12 protein-coding genes are annotated in these 19,530 nt (G+C 65.4%); 2 read left to right on the top strand and 10 right to left on the bottom strand.

What is annotated here, in order from left to right; all coding sequences use genetic code 11:
* Positions 1–39 precede the first annotated feature (39 nt).
* The 8 genes from gyrA to smc all read right to left on the bottom strand — a co-directional run bounded on the left by gyrA (position 40) and on the right by smc (position 13,222).
* A complete protein-coding gene (gene gyrA / locus ABE093_RS08815; RefSeq protein WP_430760496.1) occupies positions 40–2,667 on the bottom strand; it encodes a DNA gyrase subunit A in 2,628 nt (875 codons plus the stop codon).
* 195 nt (positions 2,668–2,862) lie between these two features.
* Positions 2,863–3,924 (bottom strand): S-methyl-5-thioribose-1-phosphate isomerase, encoded by a 1,062-nt coding sequence (gene mtnA / locus ABE093_RS08810; protein WP_430760495.1) that lies wholly within the window; start codon positions 3,922–3,924, stop codon positions 2,863–2,865.
* A 40-nt stretch (positions 3,925–3,964) separates the two neighbouring features.
* Positions 3,965–4,747 (bottom strand): DUF3011 domain-containing protein, encoded by a 783-nt coding sequence (locus ABE093_RS08805; RefSeq protein WP_430760494.1) that lies wholly within the window; start codon positions 4,745–4,747, stop codon positions 3,965–3,967.
* 115 nt (positions 4,748–4,862) lie between these two features.
* Positions 4,863–5,813: a DUF3011 domain-containing protein gene (locus tag ABE093_RS08800; RefSeq protein ID WP_430760493.1), complete on the bottom strand. Its 951-nt coding sequence runs from the start codon at positions 5,811–5,813 to the stop codon at positions 4,863–4,865.
* Positions 5,814–5,869: 56 nt separating this feature from the next.
* Complete coding sequence (gene epmA, locus ABE093_RS08795) at positions 5,870–6,853, bottom strand: EF-P lysine aminoacylase EpmA (protein WP_430760492.1); 984 nt, start codon at positions 6,851–6,853, stop codon at positions 5,870–5,872.
* Positions 6,850–8,943 carry an NAD-dependent DNA ligase LigA gene (gene ligA / locus ABE093_RS08790; protein WP_430760491.1) on the bottom strand — a complete coding sequence of 698 codons (2,094 nt, stop codon included), beginning with the start codon at positions 8,941–8,943 and terminating at the stop codon, positions 6,850–6,852. The genes epmA and ligA overlap by 4 nt, the downstream gene beginning before the upstream one ends.
* Entirely contained in the window at positions 8,937–9,641 is a 705-nt protein-coding gene (gene zipA / locus ABE093_RS08785) for a cell division protein ZipA (RefSeq protein WP_430760490.1), read from the bottom strand. Before zipA ends, ligA begins: the two co-directional genes overlap by 7 nt.
* A 77-nt stretch (positions 9,642–9,718) precedes the next feature.
* On the bottom strand, positions 9,719–13,222 hold the full coding sequence (smc, locus tag ABE093_RS08780; protein WP_430760489.1) for a chromosome segregation protein SMC: 3,504 nt from the start codon (positions 13,220–13,222) through the stop codon (positions 9,719–9,721).
* Between the two features lie 249 nt (positions 13,223–13,471).
* Here smc and ABE093_RS08775 point away from each other — a divergent pair, with 249 nt between their 5' ends.
* A complete protein-coding gene (locus ABE093_RS08775; protein ID WP_430760488.1) occupies positions 13,472–13,828 on the top strand; it encodes a hypothetical protein in 357 nt (118 codons plus the stop codon).
* Positions 13,829–13,869: 41 nt separating this feature from the next.
* On the opposite strand, the gene ABE093_RS08770 is transcribed toward ABE093_RS08775, so the two are convergent.
* Positions 13,870–14,958 carry an ABC transporter ATP-binding protein gene (locus tag ABE093_RS08770; protein ID WP_430760487.1) on the bottom strand — a complete coding sequence of 363 codons (1,089 nt, stop codon included), beginning with the start codon at positions 14,956–14,958 and terminating at the stop codon, positions 13,870–13,872.
* Positions 14,959–15,062: 104 nt separating this feature from the next.
* Here ABE093_RS08770 and ABE093_RS08765 point away from each other — a divergent pair, with 104 nt between their 5' ends.
* Positions 15,063–16,430: a GH1 family beta-glucosidase gene (locus ABE093_RS08765; protein WP_430760486.1), complete on the top strand. Its 1,368-nt coding sequence runs from the start codon at positions 15,063–15,065 to the stop codon at positions 16,428–16,430.
* On the opposite strand, the gene ABE093_RS08760 is transcribed toward ABE093_RS08765, so the two are convergent.
* Complete coding sequence (locus ABE093_RS08760; RefSeq protein WP_430760638.1) at positions 16,424–19,519, bottom strand: discoidin domain-containing protein; 3,096 nt, start codon at positions 19,517–19,519, stop codon at positions 16,424–16,426. The genes ABE093_RS08765 and ABE093_RS08760 overlap by 7 nt on opposite strands.
* Positions 19,520–19,530 lie beyond the last annotated feature (11 nt).

Here is a 19,530-nt window from a genome sequence, read left to right as displayed (position 1 = left end):
AGTAAAAACAAAACAGGCGCCTTGCGGCGCCTGTTTCGATCAGCCTTGCGATTCCGGGGAAGCAGACTCTCCCGGTTCCGCTGCCGGCAACGCTCCCGGTTCGGAAGCCGATTCCTCGCCATCATTCTCCAGCGAAACATCGAGCCGCTCGATCGCCTGCAGGCTTTCCTCCGCCGACAGGCGGATCAGCGTGACGCCTGCCGCATTGCGTCCGACCTGGGAGATGTCCGCGGCCGGCGTGCGCACCAGGGTGCCGCCGTCGGAGATCAGCAACACGTCGTGGTGGTCGCTGAGCTGGATCGCGCCGACCAGCTGGCCGTTGCGTTCGGTGGTCTTGAGCGCGATCACGCCCTGGGTGCCACGACCCTTCTTCGGGAACTCGGTCACTTCGGTGCGCTTGCCGAAGCCGCGTTCGCTGGCGGTGAGGATGTCGCCATCGCCATTGATCACGATCAGGCTGCGCACCTCCTCGCCCTGCGCCAGCTTCATGCCGCGCACGCCGGTTGCAGTACGACCCATCGCGCGCACCGTGCCTTCGTCGAAGCGCACCGCCTTGCCGTTGCTCGCGAACAGCATGATGTCGCGTTCGCCATTGGTGAGCTCGGCGTTGACCAGCGCATCGCCCTCGTCGAGGTTGATCGCGATCTTGCCGCGCGCCAGGCGATAGGCGAATTCGGTCAGCGCGGTCTTCTTCACCGTGCCGTCCTTGGTCGCGAAGAACACGTACTTGCCGTCCTCGTATTCGCGCACCGGCAGCACTGCCTGGACCTTCTCGCCAGCCTCCAAAGGAATCCAGTTGATGATCGGACGGCCGCGCGCCTGCGGGCCGGCGTCGGGCAACTGGTGCACCGGCAGCCAGAACACGCGACCGCGACTGGTGAAAGTCAGCAGCGTGTCGTGCGTGTTGACCAGCCAGAGCTGGTCGATGAAATCCTCGTCCTTGGTCGCCGCCGCGTTGCGACCCTTGCCGCCGCGCTTCTGCGCGCGATAGGTCGTCGCCGGCTGGCGCTTGGCGTAACCGGCGTGCGACAGCGTGACCACCACGTCTTCCGGCGCGATCAGGTCGAGGATGTCGAGATCCTCTTCCGAGGCGCGGATTTCGCTGCGGCGAACGTCGCCGAATTCTTCCTTGACGTTCTCCAGTTCGCTGCGGATCACCGCCATCAGCACGCCCGGATGCTCGAGGATCTCGATCAGGCCGCGGATGGTGTCGAGCAAAGCGCGATATTCGTCGGTCAGCTTTTCCTGCTCCAAGCCGGTCAGGCGGTGCAGGCGCATGTCGAGGATCTGCTGCGCCTGGACTTCGGTGAGCTGGTATCCGGTGTCGAGCAGGCCGACGCCCTTGGGCAGGTCTTCCGGACGCGACGCTTCGGCGCCCGCTGCGCCCAGCAGCGCGCCGACCATGCCCGGATCCCAGGTCTTGGCCAGCATCTTCGTGCGCGCTTCTTCCGGGTTCGCCGAGGTCTTGATCAGCTCGATCATCTCGTCGATGTTGGCGAGCGCGACCGTCAGGCCTTCCAGGATATGGGCGCGATTGCGCGCCTTGCGCAGTTCGAAGATCGTCCTGCGCGTCACCACCTCGCGGCGATGCTTGAGGAAGGCTTCGAGGATCTGCTTGAGGTTGAGCAACTGCGGGCGGCCATCGACCAGCGCCACCATGTTGATGCCGAACACCGATTCCATCGGCGTCTGCGCATAGAGGTTGTTGAGCACCACCTCTGCCGATTCGCCGCGCTTGATCTCGATGTAGATGCGCATGCCGTCCTTGTCGGACTCGTCGCGCAACTCGCTGATGCCCTCGAGCTTCTTCTCCTTCACCAGCTCGGCGATCTTCTCGATCAACCGCGCCTTGTTCACCTGGTAGGGAATCTCGGTGACGATGATCGCTTCGCGGCCGTTGTCGGCCACTTCGATCTCGGCCTTGGCGCGCATGCGCACGCGGCCGCGACCGGTGCGGTAGGCCAGGTGGATGCCGCCGACGCCGTTGATGATGCCTGCGGTCGGGAAATCCGGGCCGGGGATGTATTCCATCAGGCCGTCGATGTCGATGTCCGGCGTTTCCGCCAACGCCAGCAACGCGTTGATGACCTCGGTCATGTTGTGTGGCGGGATGTTCGTCGCCATGCCCACCGCGATGCCTGCCGAACCGTTGACCAGCAGGTTCGGGAAGCGCGTCGGCATCACCGTCGGCTCGAGTTCCTTCTCGTCGTAGTTCGGCTGGAAGTCGACGGTTTCCTTGTCGATGTCGGCCATCAGCTCGTGGGTGAGCTTGGCCATGCGCGCTTCGGTGTAACGCATCGCCGCGGCGTTGTCGCCGTCGATCGAACCGAAGTTGCCCTGCCCGTCGACCAGCATGTAGCGCAGCGAGAACGGCTGCGCCATGCGCACCAGGGTGTCGTACACCGAGGCGTCGCCGTGCGGGTGGTATTTACCGATGACGTCACCGACGATACGCGCCGACTTGTAGTACGGCTTGTTGCTGTGCGCGCCGAGCTCGTTCATCGCGAACAGCACGCGGCGATGGACCGGCTTGAGGCCGTCGCGAACGTCCGGAAGTGCGCGCCCCACGATCACGCTCATGGCGTAATCGAGATAGCTGCGCCGCATCTCGTCTTCGAGATTGACGGGAATAATTTCCTTGGCGTGGTCGCTGTTCTGGGACGTCATCAGGCTTCCGCTGGGTTCGGGAAACCGCCTGCGCTCGCGCTGGAAAACGTCCCTTCTGGGGCGCGTCCGGCGCGCCCACGGGCGGCATCAAATCAGACAGGAAATTCTAGCATGAACGACGTCTGAAAGCACGCCGAATTTCACCGAAAAATCAATTGGTTAGACGCCATTTTCGAGGGGAATTCCGCGCCACTTTCAGCCGAACAGTTTCGCCATTGAAATCGCGTCCGGATGCTGCACCACACCACGCTCGGTCACGATCGCGGTGATGAGTTCATGCGGCGTCACATCGAACACCGGATTCCACGCGCCCACGCCTTCGGACACGGTGCGTTCGCCGCGGAAACTGAGCAATTCGGCGGTATCGCGCTCTTCGATTTCGATCAGGTCACCGCTTGCGGTCGCCATGTCCACCGTCGATGATGGCGCGACCACCATGAAGCCGACGCCATGGTGCTTCGCGGCGATCGCCAGCTGGTAGGTGCCGATCTTGTTCGCGGTATCGCCATTGGCGCAAATGCGGTCGGCGCCGACGATCACCCACTGCACCTGCCCGGTTTTCATCAGGTGCGCGGCGGCGGAATCGGCGATCAGCGTCGCGTCGATGCCGTCTTCCTGCAGTTCCCACACCGTCAGGCGCGCGCCCTGGTTCCACGGGCGCGTTTCGCCGGCGAACACCTTGGCGACATGTCCTTGCGCGACGCCGGCGCGGATCACGCCAAGCGCCGTGCCGAAGCCCGCGGTCGCCAGCGATCCGGTGTTGCAGTGGGTGAGCACGCCACTACCCGGGGCGATCAACGCCGCGCCCGATGCGCCCATGCCGCGGTTGGCGGCCAGGTCTTCCGTTTCGATCGCCCGTGCTTCGCGTTCCAACACATCGCGCCAATCCGATCCCGCCGCCGGCAACACGGCGCGCATCCGCGCCAGCGCCCAGGCGAGATTCACCGCGGTCGGGCGCGCAGCATTGAGGCGCGCCATCGCCGGTTCCAGTTTCACCAATGCGTCGACGCCATTCGCCGCATCGACATCGCGCGCCGCAAGCACCACGCCCCAGGCGGCGGCGATGCCGATCGCCGGCGCGCCGCGCACGATCAACGCATGGATCGCCTCGGCGACCTCGTCGCTGCTGCGCGAGGTCACGTAAGGCGTGGCGAACGGCAGCTGGCGCTGGTCAAGCAATTCCAGTGCATCGCCGGTCCAGCGGATCGGACGGATGCGGTCGTAACGTGCGTAATCGATGGTGTCCATGGCGGTCATTCTAGGCGACCGCCATGGCATTCCATATCCTGCGGCCGGATCAGCGCCGGGTCACGAACTCGGCGCGACAGCCCTCGCTCACCCACACGCCGCCGCGCGTCGCACCCCAGGTACGGCCTTCATCGCAGGCGTTGTTGGAAAGCTTGCGCACCAGGCGCACGCCGCGACTGGTATCGGCATTGCAGAAGTTCTGGCGACCATTGGTGGATTCGCAACGGAAGGTCTGACCGCTGTTGCCCCAGCCGCGATCGTCGTCGCGATCGCCCCAGCGACTGCCCCAACCGGTGGTGATGAACTCGGCGCGACAGCCCTGAGTCACCCACACGCCACGACGATCCTGGCCCCAGGTGCGGCCTTCGTCGCAGGCATTGCTGGAAATCTGGCGATACACGCGGACGCGACCACCACCGTTGACCTGGCAGTAATTCTGGCGGCCGTCGCGCGATTCGCAGACGAAACGCTGCCCGCTGTTGTTGCCGTAGCCACCATTTCCGTAGCCGTTATTGCCATAACCATTGTTGCCGTAACGGCCATCGCCCATGACGAATTCGGCGCGGCAACCGCCGCTGACCCAGACGCCATTGCGGTTCACGCCCCAGGTGCGTCCTTCATCGCAGGCGCTGTCGGACAACTGGCGCGTCAAACGCACGCCGTAACGGGTATCGATCTGGCATTGGTTGGTGCGGCCCTTGCTCGACTCGCAACGGATCACCCCACCCTGCCCCTGGTTCCCGTAACCCGGATAGCCGGAGTACTGGGCATGGGCGGCGGGTGCCGCAAGCGCGAGCACGGCGAGCATCGGCAGTGAGCGATTCAAGGACATGACGGACTCCTGTTCATGATCGGGGAAGGCGGTTCGAATCTATCCGGCGTTTCCATAACCCAGGCCGAGCAAAACCGATTGTCGCTGCCGGTGTTGCCGCCTGTTCAGGACAACATCACAGCACGTGGAAATCGGCGCGGCAACCGTGGCTCACGTGCAGGCCATCGCTGCGGACATCCCAATTCTTGCCCTCCACGCAGGGCGTGTTGGAACGCTGTTCCTGCACGCGCACGCGTGCTCCGGCCGGCAATGGGCAGATCGCTTCCTTGCCGTGGTTCGATTCGCAGCGAAGCGCCTGCCCTGTCTGCCTGGGGTCGACATCGATGGTGAAGATGGCGCGGCAACCGCGCGAGACCCACACGCCATCGTCGTCGTAGTCCCAGGTTTTCCCCTTGCTGCAGCCGAGATTGGACAGCTGCTTGCTCAGTACCACGCCACGACCGGTATCGACCGCGCAGGATTCACGCCCGCCATTGGTCGATTCGCAACGGATGGTGCGCACCGGCGTGCCGGTGCTGGCGATTTCTCCCACCTGGAATTCGCCGCGGCAACCGCTCGACACCCAGATGCCGGTGGCATCCACCCCCCAGGTCTGCGAACGGATGCATTGCGCGTCGTTGGTACGCTGGCGCGCCAGGCGAATGGTCTGGGTGACGTCGGCATCGCAATGCGCCCAGCGCGACTGCCACGATTCGCAAACCACGACGCCGCGTCGCGGTGGCAGCGCCGCCGGCGGTTTCGGTGCGACCGCTGGCGCCATCGGCGTCGTTTCCTGAGCAGTGGAAGCGGCAAGTTTGAAATCGGCGCGGCACCCATGGTCAACCCAGATGCCGCCGTCATCGACGTCCCAATCCCGTCCGCGCACGCAGGTCGTCTTCGAGCGCTGGCGCAGCAGTGTCACTGTCTTTCCGGCGACATCGGCCTTGCAGTGCACGCGCTCGTCCTTCTTGGTATCGCAGGCGACGACATCGTTGCCGTGGTGCTTGAACCACGAACGCCAATCCACCTTGGCCTCCGGGCTTCCGGAGGCTGCACTTGCGAGAGCGATGGCGAGAACGAAGGACATGTCGTCGAATCTAGCCTGCAACGCGTGACAAGGCGAGAAGGATCGATCGCATCGGTTCAGGCCCGTGAAAAGTCGAAGGCGACCACGTCACGGATGTGGCCTGTGTCCAGCAACACCATCAGCAGGCGATCGACGCCCAAGGCCACGCCGGCGCAGGCCGGCATGCCGTGATGCAACGCAGCAATGAATCGCGTATCGACGGCGGGCAAGGCTTGCCCACGACGCACGCGCACGGCGATGTCGGCATCGAAACGCCCGAGTTGCTCATCGGCATCGAGGAGTTCGTGATAGCCATTGGCCAGTTCGACCGGACCGAGGTACAGCTCGAAACGTTCGGCCACGGGTGGATCGTCGGCGCGGATGCGCGCCAGCGCTGCCTGCGATGCCGGCCAATCGTGCACGGCGATCATGCGGTCGCCGGCGAATGACGGTTGCAGGCGATGGGTCATCAACAGGTCGAGCCAGTCGTCGCGCTCGAGGCCTTGCGGATCGATGCGGACATCGCCAAGCGCGTTGCGCAACGTGTCGCTGTCGGCGAGCAAGGGATCGATGCCGAGTTCGCGCTGGTACAACTCGCGATAGGTCACGACTTCAAGACCGGCATCGCGCCCAACCAGCGCCAGCGCTGCGCGCACCAGTTCGGCGGTTTCGTCGATCAGGCGCAGATGGTCCCAGCCGGTGCGATACCACTCGAGCATGGTGAATTCGGGATTGTGGCGACCGCCGGCCTCGCCATTGCGGAACACCCGGCCAAGCTCGTAGCAATCGCCGACACCTGCGGCGAGCAGTCGCTTGAGCGCATGTTCCGGCGAAGTGCGCAGCCAGCGTTCGCTGCTGCCGGCATCGACATGCCCGCTGAAATGCGAACTGAAGCTGTCGATGTTCGGCGTGGTATTCCCCGCCGCCGACAGGATCGGTGTTTCCACTTCAAGCACGCCGCGCGCCGCAAAGAACTCGCGGACCAGGATGTTGAGCCGCGCGCGCAAGCGCATTGCCTCGATCGATGCGCCCGGCTTCCAATCCGCTTCGTGTTCCGTCATTCGCTGGCCGGATGCTGTTCGAGGAAAGCCAGCAACGCGGCTTCGTCCCAGATCTCGACGCCGAGTTCCTGCGCCTTGGCGAGCTTGCTGCCCGCGGCCTCGCCGGCAACGACGATGCTGGTCTTCTTCGACACGCTGCCGCTGACCTTGGCGCCCAATGCTTCCAGGCGATCGCCGGCTTCGTCGCGCGTCATCGCCGCAAGGCCGCCGGTCAACACCACGGTCTTGCCGGCCAACGGGCCTTCGCTGGAACGCTTCGGTGCGCCTTCCGGCCAATGCACGCCGCGTTCGCGCAGCGCCGCGATCACCTCGCGGTTGTGCGGCTGTGCGAAGAAATGGGCGATGTGCGCCGCGACCACGGGACCGACATCGGGCACCTGTTTCAGCGCGTCTTCGTCGGCGGCCATCAACGGATCGAGTGCACCGAAATGGCGAGCCAGGGTCTTGGCAGTGGATTCACCGACATCACGTATGCCGAGCGCGAACAGCAGGCGTTCCAGCGTGGTGTCGCGGCTGTTATCGATGCCGGCGACCAGGTTCTCGGCCCAGCGCGTGGCGATCTTGCCAGCCTTGACGGTTTCGGGGATGGTCCCGTCGCGTTCGTCGGCGCGACGCTTCATCACCACGAAATCGTCCACGCTCAATTTGTAGAGATCGGCGACGGTGCGCACGTAATCGAAATCGACCAGCGCTTCGGCGAAACGCTCGCCCAGGCCTTCGATGTCCATCGCCCGGCGCGAGGCGAAATGGAAGATGGCCTGCACGCGCTGCGCCGGACAGAACAGTCCGCCGCTGCAACGGGCGACGACCTCGCCCTCTTCGCGTTCGATCGCCGAGCCGCAGACCGGACATTCCGTCGGCAGCACATAGGCGGGATGGATCGGATGTCCCTTCTTGCCGAGCGGGCGTTCGCCTTCCACCACCCGCACCACTTCCGGGATCACGTCGCCGGCGCGACGCACGATGACGGTGTCGCCGGCGCGGACGTCGAGGCGCGCGATCTGGTCGGCGTTGTGCAAGGTCGCGCGCGTGACGGTGACGCCACCGACGTGCACCGGCTTCATCAGCACCCAGGGCGTGACCGCACCGGTGCGACCGACGTTGACCTCGATCGACTCGACCACGGTGGTAGCTTCCTGCGCCGGGAACTTGTGGGCGATGGCCCAGCGCGGCGCGCGCGACACGAACCCCATCGCGCGTTGCTGGTCGAAGCGGTCGAGCTTGTAGACGACGCCGTCGATGTCGTAGGGCAAGGCGTCGCGCTTGTCGCCGATGCGGCGGTAGTAGTCGAGCAATCCCTGCAATCCGCGCGCAACGCCGACTTCCGGGCTCACCGGAAAGCCGAGGCCGCGCAGCCATTGCAGCGTCTGCGAATGCGTGGGTGGCAGTGCCGCGCCCTCGATCTCGCCAAGCGCATAGGCGAAGAAGGCCAGCGGCCGTTGCGCGGTGATCTTCGGGTCAAGCTGGCGCAGGGAACCGGCGGCGCCGTTGCGCGGGTTGGCCAGGGTCTTGTGGCCGTTGGCGAGCGCCCAGGCGTTGTATTTCTCGAACGCGGCCTTGGGCAGGATGACTTCGCCGCGCACTTCCAACACTGCCGGCGCATCGCCCTGCAACGTCAACGGAATCGACTTCACCGTCCGCAGGTTGGCGGTGACGTCTTCGCCGGTCGCGCCATCGCCACGGGTCGCGCCACGCACGAACTGGCCGTGTTCGTAGCGCAGGCTGATCGCCAGGCCATCGAGCTTGGGTTCGACCGAGAACTCGGGATCGGCGTCGCCGGTCTCTTTCGCGATGCGCGCGACGAATTCACCGACTTCCTCGTCGCTGAAGGCATTGGCCAGCGACAGCATCGGCACCGCATGCTGCACTTCGGCGAACTTCGCCGACGGCCGACTGCCGACGCGCTGCGTCGGCGAATTCACGGTCACGAGCTCCGGATGCGCGGCCTCCAGTTCCTGCAGGTCGCGCAAGAGGCGATCCCACTCGACATCGGGCATGTCGGGATCGTCGAGGACGTAATAACGATGGTTGGCCGCTTCGATTTGGCGGCGCAGATCGGCGATCCGGCGCTCGACCTCTTTCGTCACCATTTGTCGCCGCGGTTGAGCGGAGGCGCCTCGCGCTGGCGATCGTAGGCGCGCAGTTCGTCGCGGATGTGCTGGATGCGCTGGCGGCCGAGGGCATTGCGCTCTTCGTCCAGGACCACGCCATCGAGCAGTTCGGCGATCCGTTGCGCGGTCGGCAGCATCATGTCCCAGGCCTCAAGCGCGTTTACCGGCGCCGGCAGGGTCAGGAAGAAGGCCAGCGCCGGCGTTTCCAGCGACTGGATCTGCGCCATGTCGAAACTGCCGGGCTTCATGATGTTGGCCACGCTGAACACCGGTCCCTGCTCGGGATGGCGGTCGATCAGGCGATGGAAGACATTCATGTGGCCGAAGGTCAAACCGGCCTTCTCCGCCGCGACCACGATGTCGGGGCCGTGGAAGCTCTGCCCCGCCCGCGCTGCGACGAACAGCGAGACGATCTTGTCGAAGCTGTCCTCGACCCGCTTGCCGAGGTCATTGCCGTGGCTGTCGAGGTCGAGCTCGTCCTGGGTGCCTTCCGCTTCGGAAGAGCCGAAGGCGGCCATGGTCTCGCCCAGCGTCGGCTCGGCGCGTTCGCCGCCAGTGCCGCGATCCAGGCGACGCCCCTGCGGAGTCTTCTTCGGCCGCCCGAACCAGATGATGGCGATCATGAGGATCAAACCGGCGGCAAGGATGCCGATGCGCAGCAACCAGGTCTCGGACATTGCGGTTCCTCTCCGTCTTCAGCCAACGAGTGTAGGGCGAACAAGGCGACGCGGCCATGCCGCGCCGCTTGCCGGGTTCAGGCGACGCCGGCCAGTCGGCTGGCCTCGGCAAGGTCGACCGAGACCATGCGGCTGACGCCAGCCTCGCGCATGGTCACGCCGAGCATCTGGCGCGCCGCTTCCATCGTCGCCTTGTTGTGGGTGACGAACAGGAACTGCACGGTCTCGCTCATCTCGCTGACCATCGCGGTGAATCGCCCGACGTTGGCTTCGTCGAGCGGCGCGTCCACTTCGTCCAGCAGGCAGAACGGCGCCGGATTCAGGCGGAAAATCGCAAACACCAAGGCGACCGCGGTCATCGCCTTCTCGCCGCCGGACAGCAGCGAGATGTTGGAGACGCGCTTGCCGGGCGGACGCGCCATGATCGCCACGCCGGTGTCGAGCAGGTCTTCGCCGGTCAGTTCGAGGTAGGCGTGGCCACCGCCGAACAGGCGCGGGTACAACTCCTGCACGCCGGCATTGACGCGATCGAAGGTGTCCTTGAAGCGGCCACGGGTCTCGCGGTCGATCTTGCGGATGGCGTCTTCCAGCGTTTCCAGCGCGGTGGTGAGGTCGGTGTCCTGCGCGTCGAGGTATTCCTTGCGCTGGGCGGCCTCGGCGTGCTCTTGGATCGCGGCGAGATTGACCGGCTCGAGGCGGCGCATACGGGTCTCGAGATCGGTCACCGTGCGCTCCCACGCCTGCACGTCGGCGTCCTCTTGCAACGTATTGATGACGTCATCGAGGATGAAGCCGGCGCTGGTGACGGCGACGCGCAGCTGTTCGGCCGACAGCGCCAGGGCCTGCTGGTCGAGCTTGCGCTGGCTGATCGCCTCGCGCTGGGTGATCGAATGGCTGTCGCGCTGCTGGCGGGTCTGCTCGAATTCGCGCAATTCGTTGTCGATCGACTCCAGCTTGGCGCGTGCGGCGGTCAGGCCCTGGTCGACGCGGATGCGTTCGGCCAAGGCGGCCTGGCGTTGCTGGTCGAGCGCCTGCACCGGCGAATCGCCTTCGGCCAACTGGCCGACCAGTTCGCCGAGACGCGTATCGAGCTGGCCGCGCTGGCTGCCCATGCGATCCAGCGACTGCATCAGCGACGTCACCTGGGTGCGCTGGCTCTCCAGCGACAGTTGCAATGCATGCAGGGCATCGCGCGATTCGCGCGCGGCCTGGCGTGCGTTGTCGCGCTGTTCGCCCAGCGTGCGGCGTTCGGAGTCCAGCGCGGTGCGCGCCTGCTCCAGTCCCGCCATCTTGTCGACCGTCGTTTCCAGGCGCGTACGCGCCTCGCGGGTGCCGGCCTGTGCTTCTTCGCTCGCTTGCGCGATCTGCGCCAGCTCGGTTTCGATCGCGGCGATGCGGTCACGGGCGTTCTGCAGGCGGCCCTGCTGGCTCTGCAGGCGCCCCGCCAGTTCGGAAACATTGCGGTGGGCATGATAGAGGGCGCGCTGCGCGTCCTCGCGTTCCTGCTCGGCGGCAAGCGCACGATCGCGCGCGGAACCGATCTTCTGGTCGAGTTCGCGTTCGCGCGTCTGCAGGGTTTCGATGTTCGAGCGCAGAGACTGGATCTCGCGTTCGCGCACCAGCGCGCCCTGCTTGGCCGCACCGGAGCGCACCACGCGCACCCAGCCCGGGCCGAGGCGTTCGCCGGCGCGGGTGATCACCGAAGCGCCCTCGCCCAGCGTCGCCAACAGCGAACGCGCCTGGTCCAGCGTCTCGGCGACGTGCAACTGCGCCAGCAGGCGACGGATCGCCAGCGGACCCTTCACGCGAGCGGCCAGCGAGGTATCGGCGAATTCGCCATTGCCTGCTTCCGGCGACACCAGCGTCAGGCGGCCTTCGCCGAGTTCGCCCAGCGCTTCCACCAGCGTTTCCGGCGATTCCACCAGCACGCCTTCGATCATCTGGCCGAGCGCGCCTTCGACGGCGGCTTCCCAGCCTTCCTGCACGTCCAGCGTCTCGCCGACGCGGCGCGCGCTGTCGAGACCGTACTTCTTCAGCCATTCGACCGCGGCGCCCTGCTCCTGGCCGAGCGCTGCGTTCTGCAAGGTTTCCAGCGACGACAGGCGACCACGCGCGGACTGCAATTCCTTGCGCACGTCGGCCAGTTCGGTCTGCGCGTTGCGCTGTTCTTCCTGCAATTGCGTGACCGCGGCCTTGCGGGTTTCAAGATCCGTGGTGAGTCCGTCCAGCGCCGACTTGTGGGTGTCATGACCCTGTTGGGCTTCGGCGAAGGCATTGGCCAGCGCATCCAGATCGAGACCGGAACGTTCGCCTTCCAGTTTTTCGCGACGACGTTCTGCGTCCAGCAGCTGGCGGTCGAGGTAATCGACGCGCGTGCGTTCGACGTCGCCGGAACGCGCCGCTTCGCTCTGCTCGCGGGTATGGGCGTCCCAGCGCTGCTGCCAGTCGGCCAGCGCGGCGTCGGCGTCGCGCAGGGCCGCCTGCTTCGCCTCGTCTTCGGTCTTCAACGCGGACAGGCGCGGTTCGGATTCTTCCAAGGCGGCCTTCAACACCGTCAGCTTCTCGCCGTCGCCGCTGATGTGGCCGACCAGTTCGGACAGCGCAGCCTCGGCCTCGTCGCGAGCCTGCTGCAGGCGCGTCGACAATTCCTTCTGGTGCTGGATCTGCTGCTCGATGCGCGCCAGCGTGCCGCCGACTTCATAGACCTCGGCCTGCGCCTTGGCGTGGGCGTCGCTGGCTTCCTGGTGGCGGACGCGGCCGGTTTCGATCTGGCGTTCGGCTTCGCGCTGTTCGGCGACCAGCTGTTCCAGTCGTGTCTCGTCGCCGGCCAGCGCATGGCGATGCGCCTGCAACTGCACGTCGAGCGCGCGGAACTGCAACGCCTTCCATTCGGCGTCCTTGACCAGCTTTTCGCTCTGCAGCGTGGTGTACTGCTCGGCCTGCTTGGCCTGGCGCGCAAGGTGCTGCAACTGCTTGCCGACTTCGTCGCGCAGGTCTGTCAGGCGCTCGAGGTTCTCGCGGGTGTGGCGGATGCGGGTCTCGGTTTCCTTGCGGCGCTCCTTGTACTTGGAGATGCCGGCGGCTTCCTCGAGATAGACGCGCAGTTCTTCCGGCTTGGCCTCGATGACCTGGCTGATCATGCCCTGCTCGATGATCGAGTAGCTGCGCGGGCCGAGGCCGGTGCCGAGGAACAGATCGGTGATGTCGCGACGGCGGCACTTGGCGCCGTTGAGGTAGTACTGGCTCTGACCGTCGCGGCCGACCGAACGTTTCACCGAGATTTCGGTGAAGGCGGCGTACTCGCCGGCGATGGTGTGGTCGGAGTTGTCGAAGATCAGCTCGACCGTCGCCTGCGACACCGGCTTGCGCGCGTTGGAACCCGAGAAAATGACGTCGGTGGCGTTGTCGCCACGCAGGCGGCTGGCCGAGGATTCGCCCATCACCCAGCGCACGGCGTCGATGATGTTGGACTTGCCGCAACCGTTCGGACCGACGATGCCGGTCATGTTGGTCGGCAGGTGCAGCGTGGTGGGATCGACGAAGGATTTGAAGCCGGCGAGCTTGATGGTGGACAGACGCATGGGTCGAAGGAGCTTCCTGCGCCATTCAGCGCATCAAGTTTTAGATGAGATATCGCCTATAACTATTTGATTATAGAAACAAGGCGTCCCGAAAACAGCACGGGATTCCGCAGTATAGCGGGGCCGACCGTGGTTGACCGTCAGGGATGGACCAGAGATGACGAAACCGTCACTCAACCTCCGGGGAACAGGACCGTTGATGGTGGCGAGTTCGCAACGAACTCCCTACCCCCACACGAGGACACCATCATGATCCGCAACCTCCTGATCGCCGCCGGCATCGCCAGCCTGTCGTTCGCCGCCTTCGCCCCGGCCACCGCTTCCGCCGCGACCACCACCAAGAAGCACGAGTCGCGCTGGGATCGCCACCACCCGCGCCGCGACGAGGTCAACGATCGCCTGGCCAACCAGAATCGCCGCATCCATGAAGAGCGCAAGGAAGGCGACCTGACCAAAGCGCAGGCGCGCACGCTGCATCGCGACGACCGCCGCATCCGCCAGGAGGAACGCGACATGGCGGCGCAAAACGGCGGCCATATCACCAAGTCGGAACAGCACGTGCTGAACCAGCAGGAAAACGCGGTCAGCAAGCAGATCGGGAAGTAAGCACGCGCGGGACGGCTCGCCCGGCAACGCCGGGCGGGCTGTCAGCCACGCATTCGCTGGCCGCTTTCCGGATCGAACAGCAGCGCATGCCGGCCATCGCAGGACAGCGCCATTGCAGAACCGACGACCGGCATCGCGCTTTCTCCCGCCATCCGCACCACGCTGGCCTGCCCTGCAACCGACAGATGCGCGAACGTCTCACTGCCCAGTGCTTCGACCACGGCCACCGTCGCCGGTGCACCCTGCCCGCCGCCATCACGCAACACCATGTGCTCGGGGCGCAATCCGACCTTGACCGTGCGTCCGTGCCAATCCCCGGGAATCGCCGCACCGACCAGATCCAGCATCGAACCGTCGTTGAACACCAGGCGCGGGCCGGTCGGGAGATCCAGCCGCCCTTGCAGGATGTTCATCGCCGGGCTGCCGAGGAAGGTCGCCACGAACAGGTTGGCGGGGTCGCGGTACAGCGCCATCGGCGTGTCGATCTGCTGGAGCTTGCCATCGCGCAGCACCGCGATGCGCTGGCCCAGCGTCATCGCCTCGACCTGGTCGTGGGTGACGTAGATCATCGTGGTGCCGAGGCTGGCATGGATGCGCGCGATTTCGGTGCGCATCACCGCGCGCAATTTGGCATCGAGATTGGACAGCGGTTCGTCGAGCAGGAATACCTGCGGCTCGCGCACCAGCGCACGCCCGAGCGCGACGCGTTGACGCTGCCCGCCGGAGAGCTGGCCCGGCTTGCGATCCAGCACCTTGTCGAGCTCGAGCATCCTGGCGGCGTCTTCGACGCGACGGCGGATCTCGGCGGCCGCGACGCGGCGCAGGCTCAAGCCGAAACCGAGATTCTCGGCAACGCTCATGTGCGGATACAGCGCATAACTCTGGAACACCATCGCGATGTCGCGATCCTTCGGCGCGACGTCGTTGACCACGCGATCGCCGATCCGCAGCGAGCCGGAAGAAATCTCCTCGAGGCCGGCGATCATGCGCAGCAAGGTCGACTTGCCGCAGCCGGACGGGCCGACCAGCACCAGGCGTTCGCCATCGGCGACCTCGAAGCTCGCGCCTTCAACGGCGACATGGCCGTTCGGGTATTCCTTGCGGACCTGCTCCAGGCTCACACTCGCCATGCATCGCTCCAATCGCACAATGTTTTTTGCGGCATCTGGGTGCAAGCTTGGCGATGTCGCGATATCCTGCAATGTAACCGCTTACACAGTGCTCCGCCATGCCGATGAACCAAGCCCAGAGCCCCCGCTTCCCCGACGGCTTCCTGTGGGGATCCGCCACCGCCGCCCACCAGATCGAAGGCTATCCCCTGGCCGATGGCGCCGGCCCGAGCATCTGGACGCGTTTCGCGCACACGCCCGGAATGACCCTGAATGGCGACAACGGCGACATCGCCTGCGACCACTACCATCGCTGGAAGCAGGACGTCGCCCTGATGCGCGAGCTCGGGCTGAAGGCCTACCGCTTCAGCACCTCGTGGTCGCGCATCCTTCCCGAGGGCACCGGACGGGTGAACCAGGCCGGTCTCGATTTCTATTCGCGGCTGGTCGACGAATTGCTGGCGAACGACATCGAGCCCCTGCTCACCCTGTACCACTGGGACCTGCCGGCGGCGCTCGACGACCGCGGCGGCTGGCTCAATCGCGACATCGCCCACTGGTTCGCCGAATACGGCGACGTGCTCTATCGCGCGCTCGACGGCCGCGTCAAGAAATGGGTGACTTTGAATGAACCGTGGGTCGTCACCGATGGCGGCTACCTGCACGGCGCGCTGGCGCCGGGACATCGCAGCAAGTACGAGACGCCGATCGCCACCCACAACCTGATGCGCGCGCACGGCGCGGCGGTGCAGGCCTATCGCGCCAGCGGCAAGCACGAGATCGGGCTGGTGGTGAACATCGAACCGAAGTATCCGGCCAGCGATTCGGCGGAAGACGCGGCGGCGGTGAAGCGCGCGCATGCCTACATGAACGAACAATACCTGGATGCCGCGTTGCTCGGCCGTTATCCACCGGAACTCAAGCAGATCTTCGGCGACGCCTGGCCGGAATGGCCGGCCGAGGATTTCGAACTGATCAAGCAGAAGCTCGACTTCATCGGCATCAACTACTACACCCGCAGCGTCACCAAGGACGCGACCAGTTATCCGCTGGATACCGCGGTGGTGAAGCAGCCACTCGGCACCTATACCGAAACCGGCTGGGAAGTGTTCCCGCAGGGATTGACGGACCTGCTGCTGTGGTCGAAGGAACGCTACGGCAACATCCCGACCTACATCACCGAGAACGGCGCCGCCTTCTTCGATCCGCCGACGGCCGAAGGCGGCCGCGTGCGCGATCCCTTGCGCATCGACTACCTGCAGAAACACATCAGCGCGATCGGCCATGCCATCGAGGCCGGCTGCGACATCCGCGGCTACATGGTGTGGTCGCTGCTCGACAACCTCGAATGGTCGCTCGGCTATTCGAAGCGCTTCGGCATCGTCCACGTCAATTACGGCACGCTGGAACGCACGCCCAAGGACAGTGCCCGCTACTACTCGAAGGTCGTCGCGACCAACGGCGCCTCGCTGGCGGAACCGCTGCCCTACTGAGCGATTTCGATCTCGACCTTGCGGGCACTGGCGGGAATCGCCAGCGTTCCATCTTGCCAGTGCGCGGCACGGCCATCGATGCGCGCCACGCCGGGTTTGCGGTCCTTGAGCGGCCACGGCAGCAGGAAGCCACGCGACGGTTTCGCATCGCCGTCGAATGCCAGCGACAGGCGATCGCCGCGTTGCGCGAACGCGTAACCCAAGGTTCCCCATGGCGTCTGCAAGCCATGGATGCCGACGCCGCGCCCTCGCAGCCATGACGGTGGAATGCCGGCGGCAATGACCATCGCCCCGGCATCGTTGTCGTAAGCGAACATCTCGACTGCCGATCGTGCGGCCTCCGACTCGACCCAGGCATGCGGCAAGTCGCCGACGAAGAACGGTACGCGCGGCGTGCGCGAGACGACCTCTGCCCACTGGTTCCACTGCGGCGGTTGTTGCTGCGACAGGAACCAGCGCATCGCATCGTTGGCGCGTTCGCGCCAACCCAATCGCACGAAGGTGCCCACCACCCGCAACTCGTAGGGCGTGTAGTCCTTCCATTCGAGTCGGCCATCGCGGCGTTGCTCGAATCGCGACCAGTATTGCCGGAAGGTGTTGTCGAGCAATGGCTGTGGCAGCTTGTCCTGCAATCCCGCGAAGGTCAGCAGCACCGAGGTCGACGTCGCATCGAAATCGCCCAGCTCCGCCGAGCCGGGAATGAAATCGATCTTGTGCTGTTCGGTAGCCAGGCGAATGGATGCGAGGAAGGCGCGCTCGAAGTCATCCCCGGCCTGCGCATAACGCGATTTTTCCTCGGCATGGCCCAGCCAACCGGCGATGTCGACGGCGTCGCGATAGCCGCGCAGTGCCCAGGCATCGTCCCAATAGGAATGCACGGGCTTGGCCGAATAGCCTTCGTGGCTGATCGAGGCCGGCATCAATCCGCGCAATGCCGGATTGGCGATCGCATCCGCCTTGGCGTCGTTCTCCCTGCGCAATGCGTCCATGTAGGCGACGGCAGCGCGCACATGCGGCCACATCGACTCCAGCATTTTCCTGTCTTGTGTGTAGCGATAGTGCTGGGCGACGGCATGGATCAGTTCGCCATGGCTGTCGTTCTCGGGTACCGGATCGCTGCCGCGCTCGTCGACGCAGCACGGTACCTTGCCATTGTCGAACTGGTACGGCGCGTACCAGCGCAGGTAGTCGGTCACCGCGTCGTCGTGCCCGAATGCCAGCAGGACATCGCCGATCATCGCGCCGTCGCGGATCCAAGAGCGTGCGTACGAGCGCGTGCCCGGCTGCAGGCGCGGACCATCGCGCGAAATCAGCATCCACGCCAGCGCGGTCTTCACGCTGTCGGCGAGATGGCGACCATCGGCCGGCACGTCGATGCGGACGCGACCGAGCATGTCGCGCCAGCGGGCGGCCATCCGTTGCTGCGCCTGTTCGGCCTGGCCCGGCGCGAGTGCGGTAGCGCCGCCCTCCAGTGGCGCCGCCCAATCGATCTCCCGGGTTTCGCCCGGCTTCAATGTCACCCGATAGATCACCGCGCCCGATACCAATCCGTCCGTATCCTCGACCGAGCGCGCGCCGGAATCCTCTCCGCGTTCGAGGCGCTGCGCGCCTTCGCCACCGTCGAAACTCCCCGCGAATGCGCTGTCAGGCACCTGCGACAACCCCACGCGTGCCTTGCCGTCGAGCACGATCTCGCGGTCGCGCAAAGACAATGCGTGGATCGGTGCATGGCCGCCGGGCGTGCTCAGGAACTGCCGGGGCGGATTGACCTGCATCGGCCGCACCGCCAGCGCCAGCGCCAGCTTCTGCGGTTTCGCCGTGGTGTTGTGCAGGCGATATCGCGTGACCAGTCGCGACGCGCCCGGGTTCCCATCGCCGAAACTGGTGATGTCGAGCGTCCAGCGCGGATGCGTCCAGCGCACGCTGGGGATCGGCAGTGCCCCGTCCTGCAGCGACTGCGATGTCTTCACGTCGGCCCAGGTGACCAGCTTGCCGTCATCAAGCACGAAGGGTTCGATGCTGGCATCGCCGCGCGCAAGTTCGACCGCGCCGTCTTCGCCCATCAATCCGTGCTGATGCCCGCCGCTGATGCCGAGCAACGTCCAGTACGGCTGCTCGCCGGAGAAGCCGCGAGGCCACAGTCCGCGCCGATCCTCTTTCGCCACGGCCAGGAGGAATGCGGTCCTGTTTTCGCCCATGGCCAGTGGCTGCAACGCCGCGTCCGCCAGCGCATATCCCTTTGCCGTCGCACTGTGCAAAACGCGCAAGCGCAGGTATCGCACTTCGGATTCCGGCAGGGACAACAGATCGACACCGCCATCCCCTCCATGCACTTCATGCGCGAGTTGCCATTGACGACCGTCCTCGGACAGATCGACGGCGTAATCGGTCGCATGCAATCCCGGCAGCCACTGCAATCGCAATCCGCCGAATTCGCGCATCGCACCGAAATCAAGCCGCAACGCATGTGCGCCGGAAGACGCACGCCACGCGGTTTTCGGATCGCCATCCACCGCATTGGAGGCGACGCCGTCTGCCGGGGAAGTATCGGCACTCGCAGATATCGGGCCGGGTGCGCCCACCGGCGGCAGTTCGCGGAAACCGAGGTCGGCGATGCAGGCCTCGCCCGCCCCGCCCTTGGCCGCACTCACCGTCAATTCGAGCGATGCGCTTTCCTTCAGCGTGTGATCGCTGGCCGGCCCCCAAGCGAAATCGATCTGGCGCTTGCGGATGCGCAGCGGTGCCCATGCCGGCGGCAATTCGATGGATGGCTTGCGCGACCACCAGACATTGTCGCCGGAGGCATCGCCGAACTTGAACTCGATGTTGTTGGCCGGCCCCTTGCCGCGCCATTGCAGGTCGAAGGCGTAGTTGGCCGGATATCGCAACGGCAATACCCGTTTCGCGACTGCATAGCCGGAACGTCCGCGGAAATCGTAATCGAGGCATAGCGCCTTGCCCGACGGACCGTCGACTTGCCTGATCTTCGCGGAAACGCCGTCGGAAGCGACCGCGCTCCAAGTCGAAAGATCGCGAAAATCATCGAGTACCTGGCGATCGGTGGCGGACGCACCGGCTACGGCAAGCATCAACAGGAAAC

The organism is Solilutibacter silvestris (genome assembly GCF_050574925.1).
Taxonomy (GTDB): Bacteria; Pseudomonadota; Gammaproteobacteria; order Xanthomonadales; family Xanthomonadaceae; genus Solilutibacter; species Solilutibacter silvestris_A.
Note: the sequence above shows the minus strand (reverse complement) of the source record. Positions and strands in the feature narration are given on the sequence as shown.

Coding starts and splice junctions, on each gene's coding strand:
- ABE093_RS08760 (WP_430760638.1), bottom strand. CDS start 19,519: ATGCTTGCCGTAGCCGGTGCGTCCGCCACCGATCGCCAGGTACTCGAT.
- epmA (WP_430760492.1), bottom strand. CDS start 6,853: ATGACGGAACACGAAGCGGATTGGAAGCCGGGCGCATCGATCGAGGCA.
- ABE093_RS08775 (WP_430760488.1), top strand. CDS start 13,472: ATGATCCGCAACCTCCTGATCGCCGCCGGCATCGCCAGCCTGTCGTTC.
- smc (WP_430760489.1), bottom strand. CDS start 13,222: ATGCGTCTGTCCACCATCAAGCTCGCCGGCTTCAAATCCTTCGTCGAT.
- zipA (WP_430760490.1), bottom strand. CDS start 9,641: ATGTCCGAGACCTGGTTGCTGCGCATCGGCATCCTTGCCGCCGGTTTG.
- ABE093_RS08805 (WP_430760494.1), bottom strand. CDS start 4,747: ATGTCCTTGAATCGCTCACTGCCGATGCTCGCCGTGCTCGCGCTTGCG.
- ABE093_RS08765 (WP_430760486.1), top strand. CDS start 15,063: ATGAACCAAGCCCAGAGCCCCCGCTTCCCCGACGGCTTCCTGTGGGGA.
- ABE093_RS08800 (WP_430760493.1), bottom strand. CDS start 5,813: ATGTCCTTCGTTCTCGCCATCGCTCTCGCAAGTGCAGCCTCCGGAAGC.
- ABE093_RS08770 (WP_430760487.1), bottom strand. CDS start 14,958: ATGGCGAGTGTGAGCCTGGAGCAGGTCCGCAAGGAATACCCGAACGGC.
- mtnA (WP_430760495.1), bottom strand. CDS start 3,924: ATGACCGCCATGGACACCATCGATTACGCACGTTACGACCGCATCCGT.
- ligA (WP_430760491.1), bottom strand. CDS start 8,943: ATGGTGACGAAAGAGGTCGAGCGCCGGATCGCCGATCTGCGCCGCCAA.
- gyrA (WP_430760496.1), bottom strand. CDS start 2,667: ATGACGTCCCAGAACAGCGACCACGCCAAGGAAATTATTCCCGTCAAT.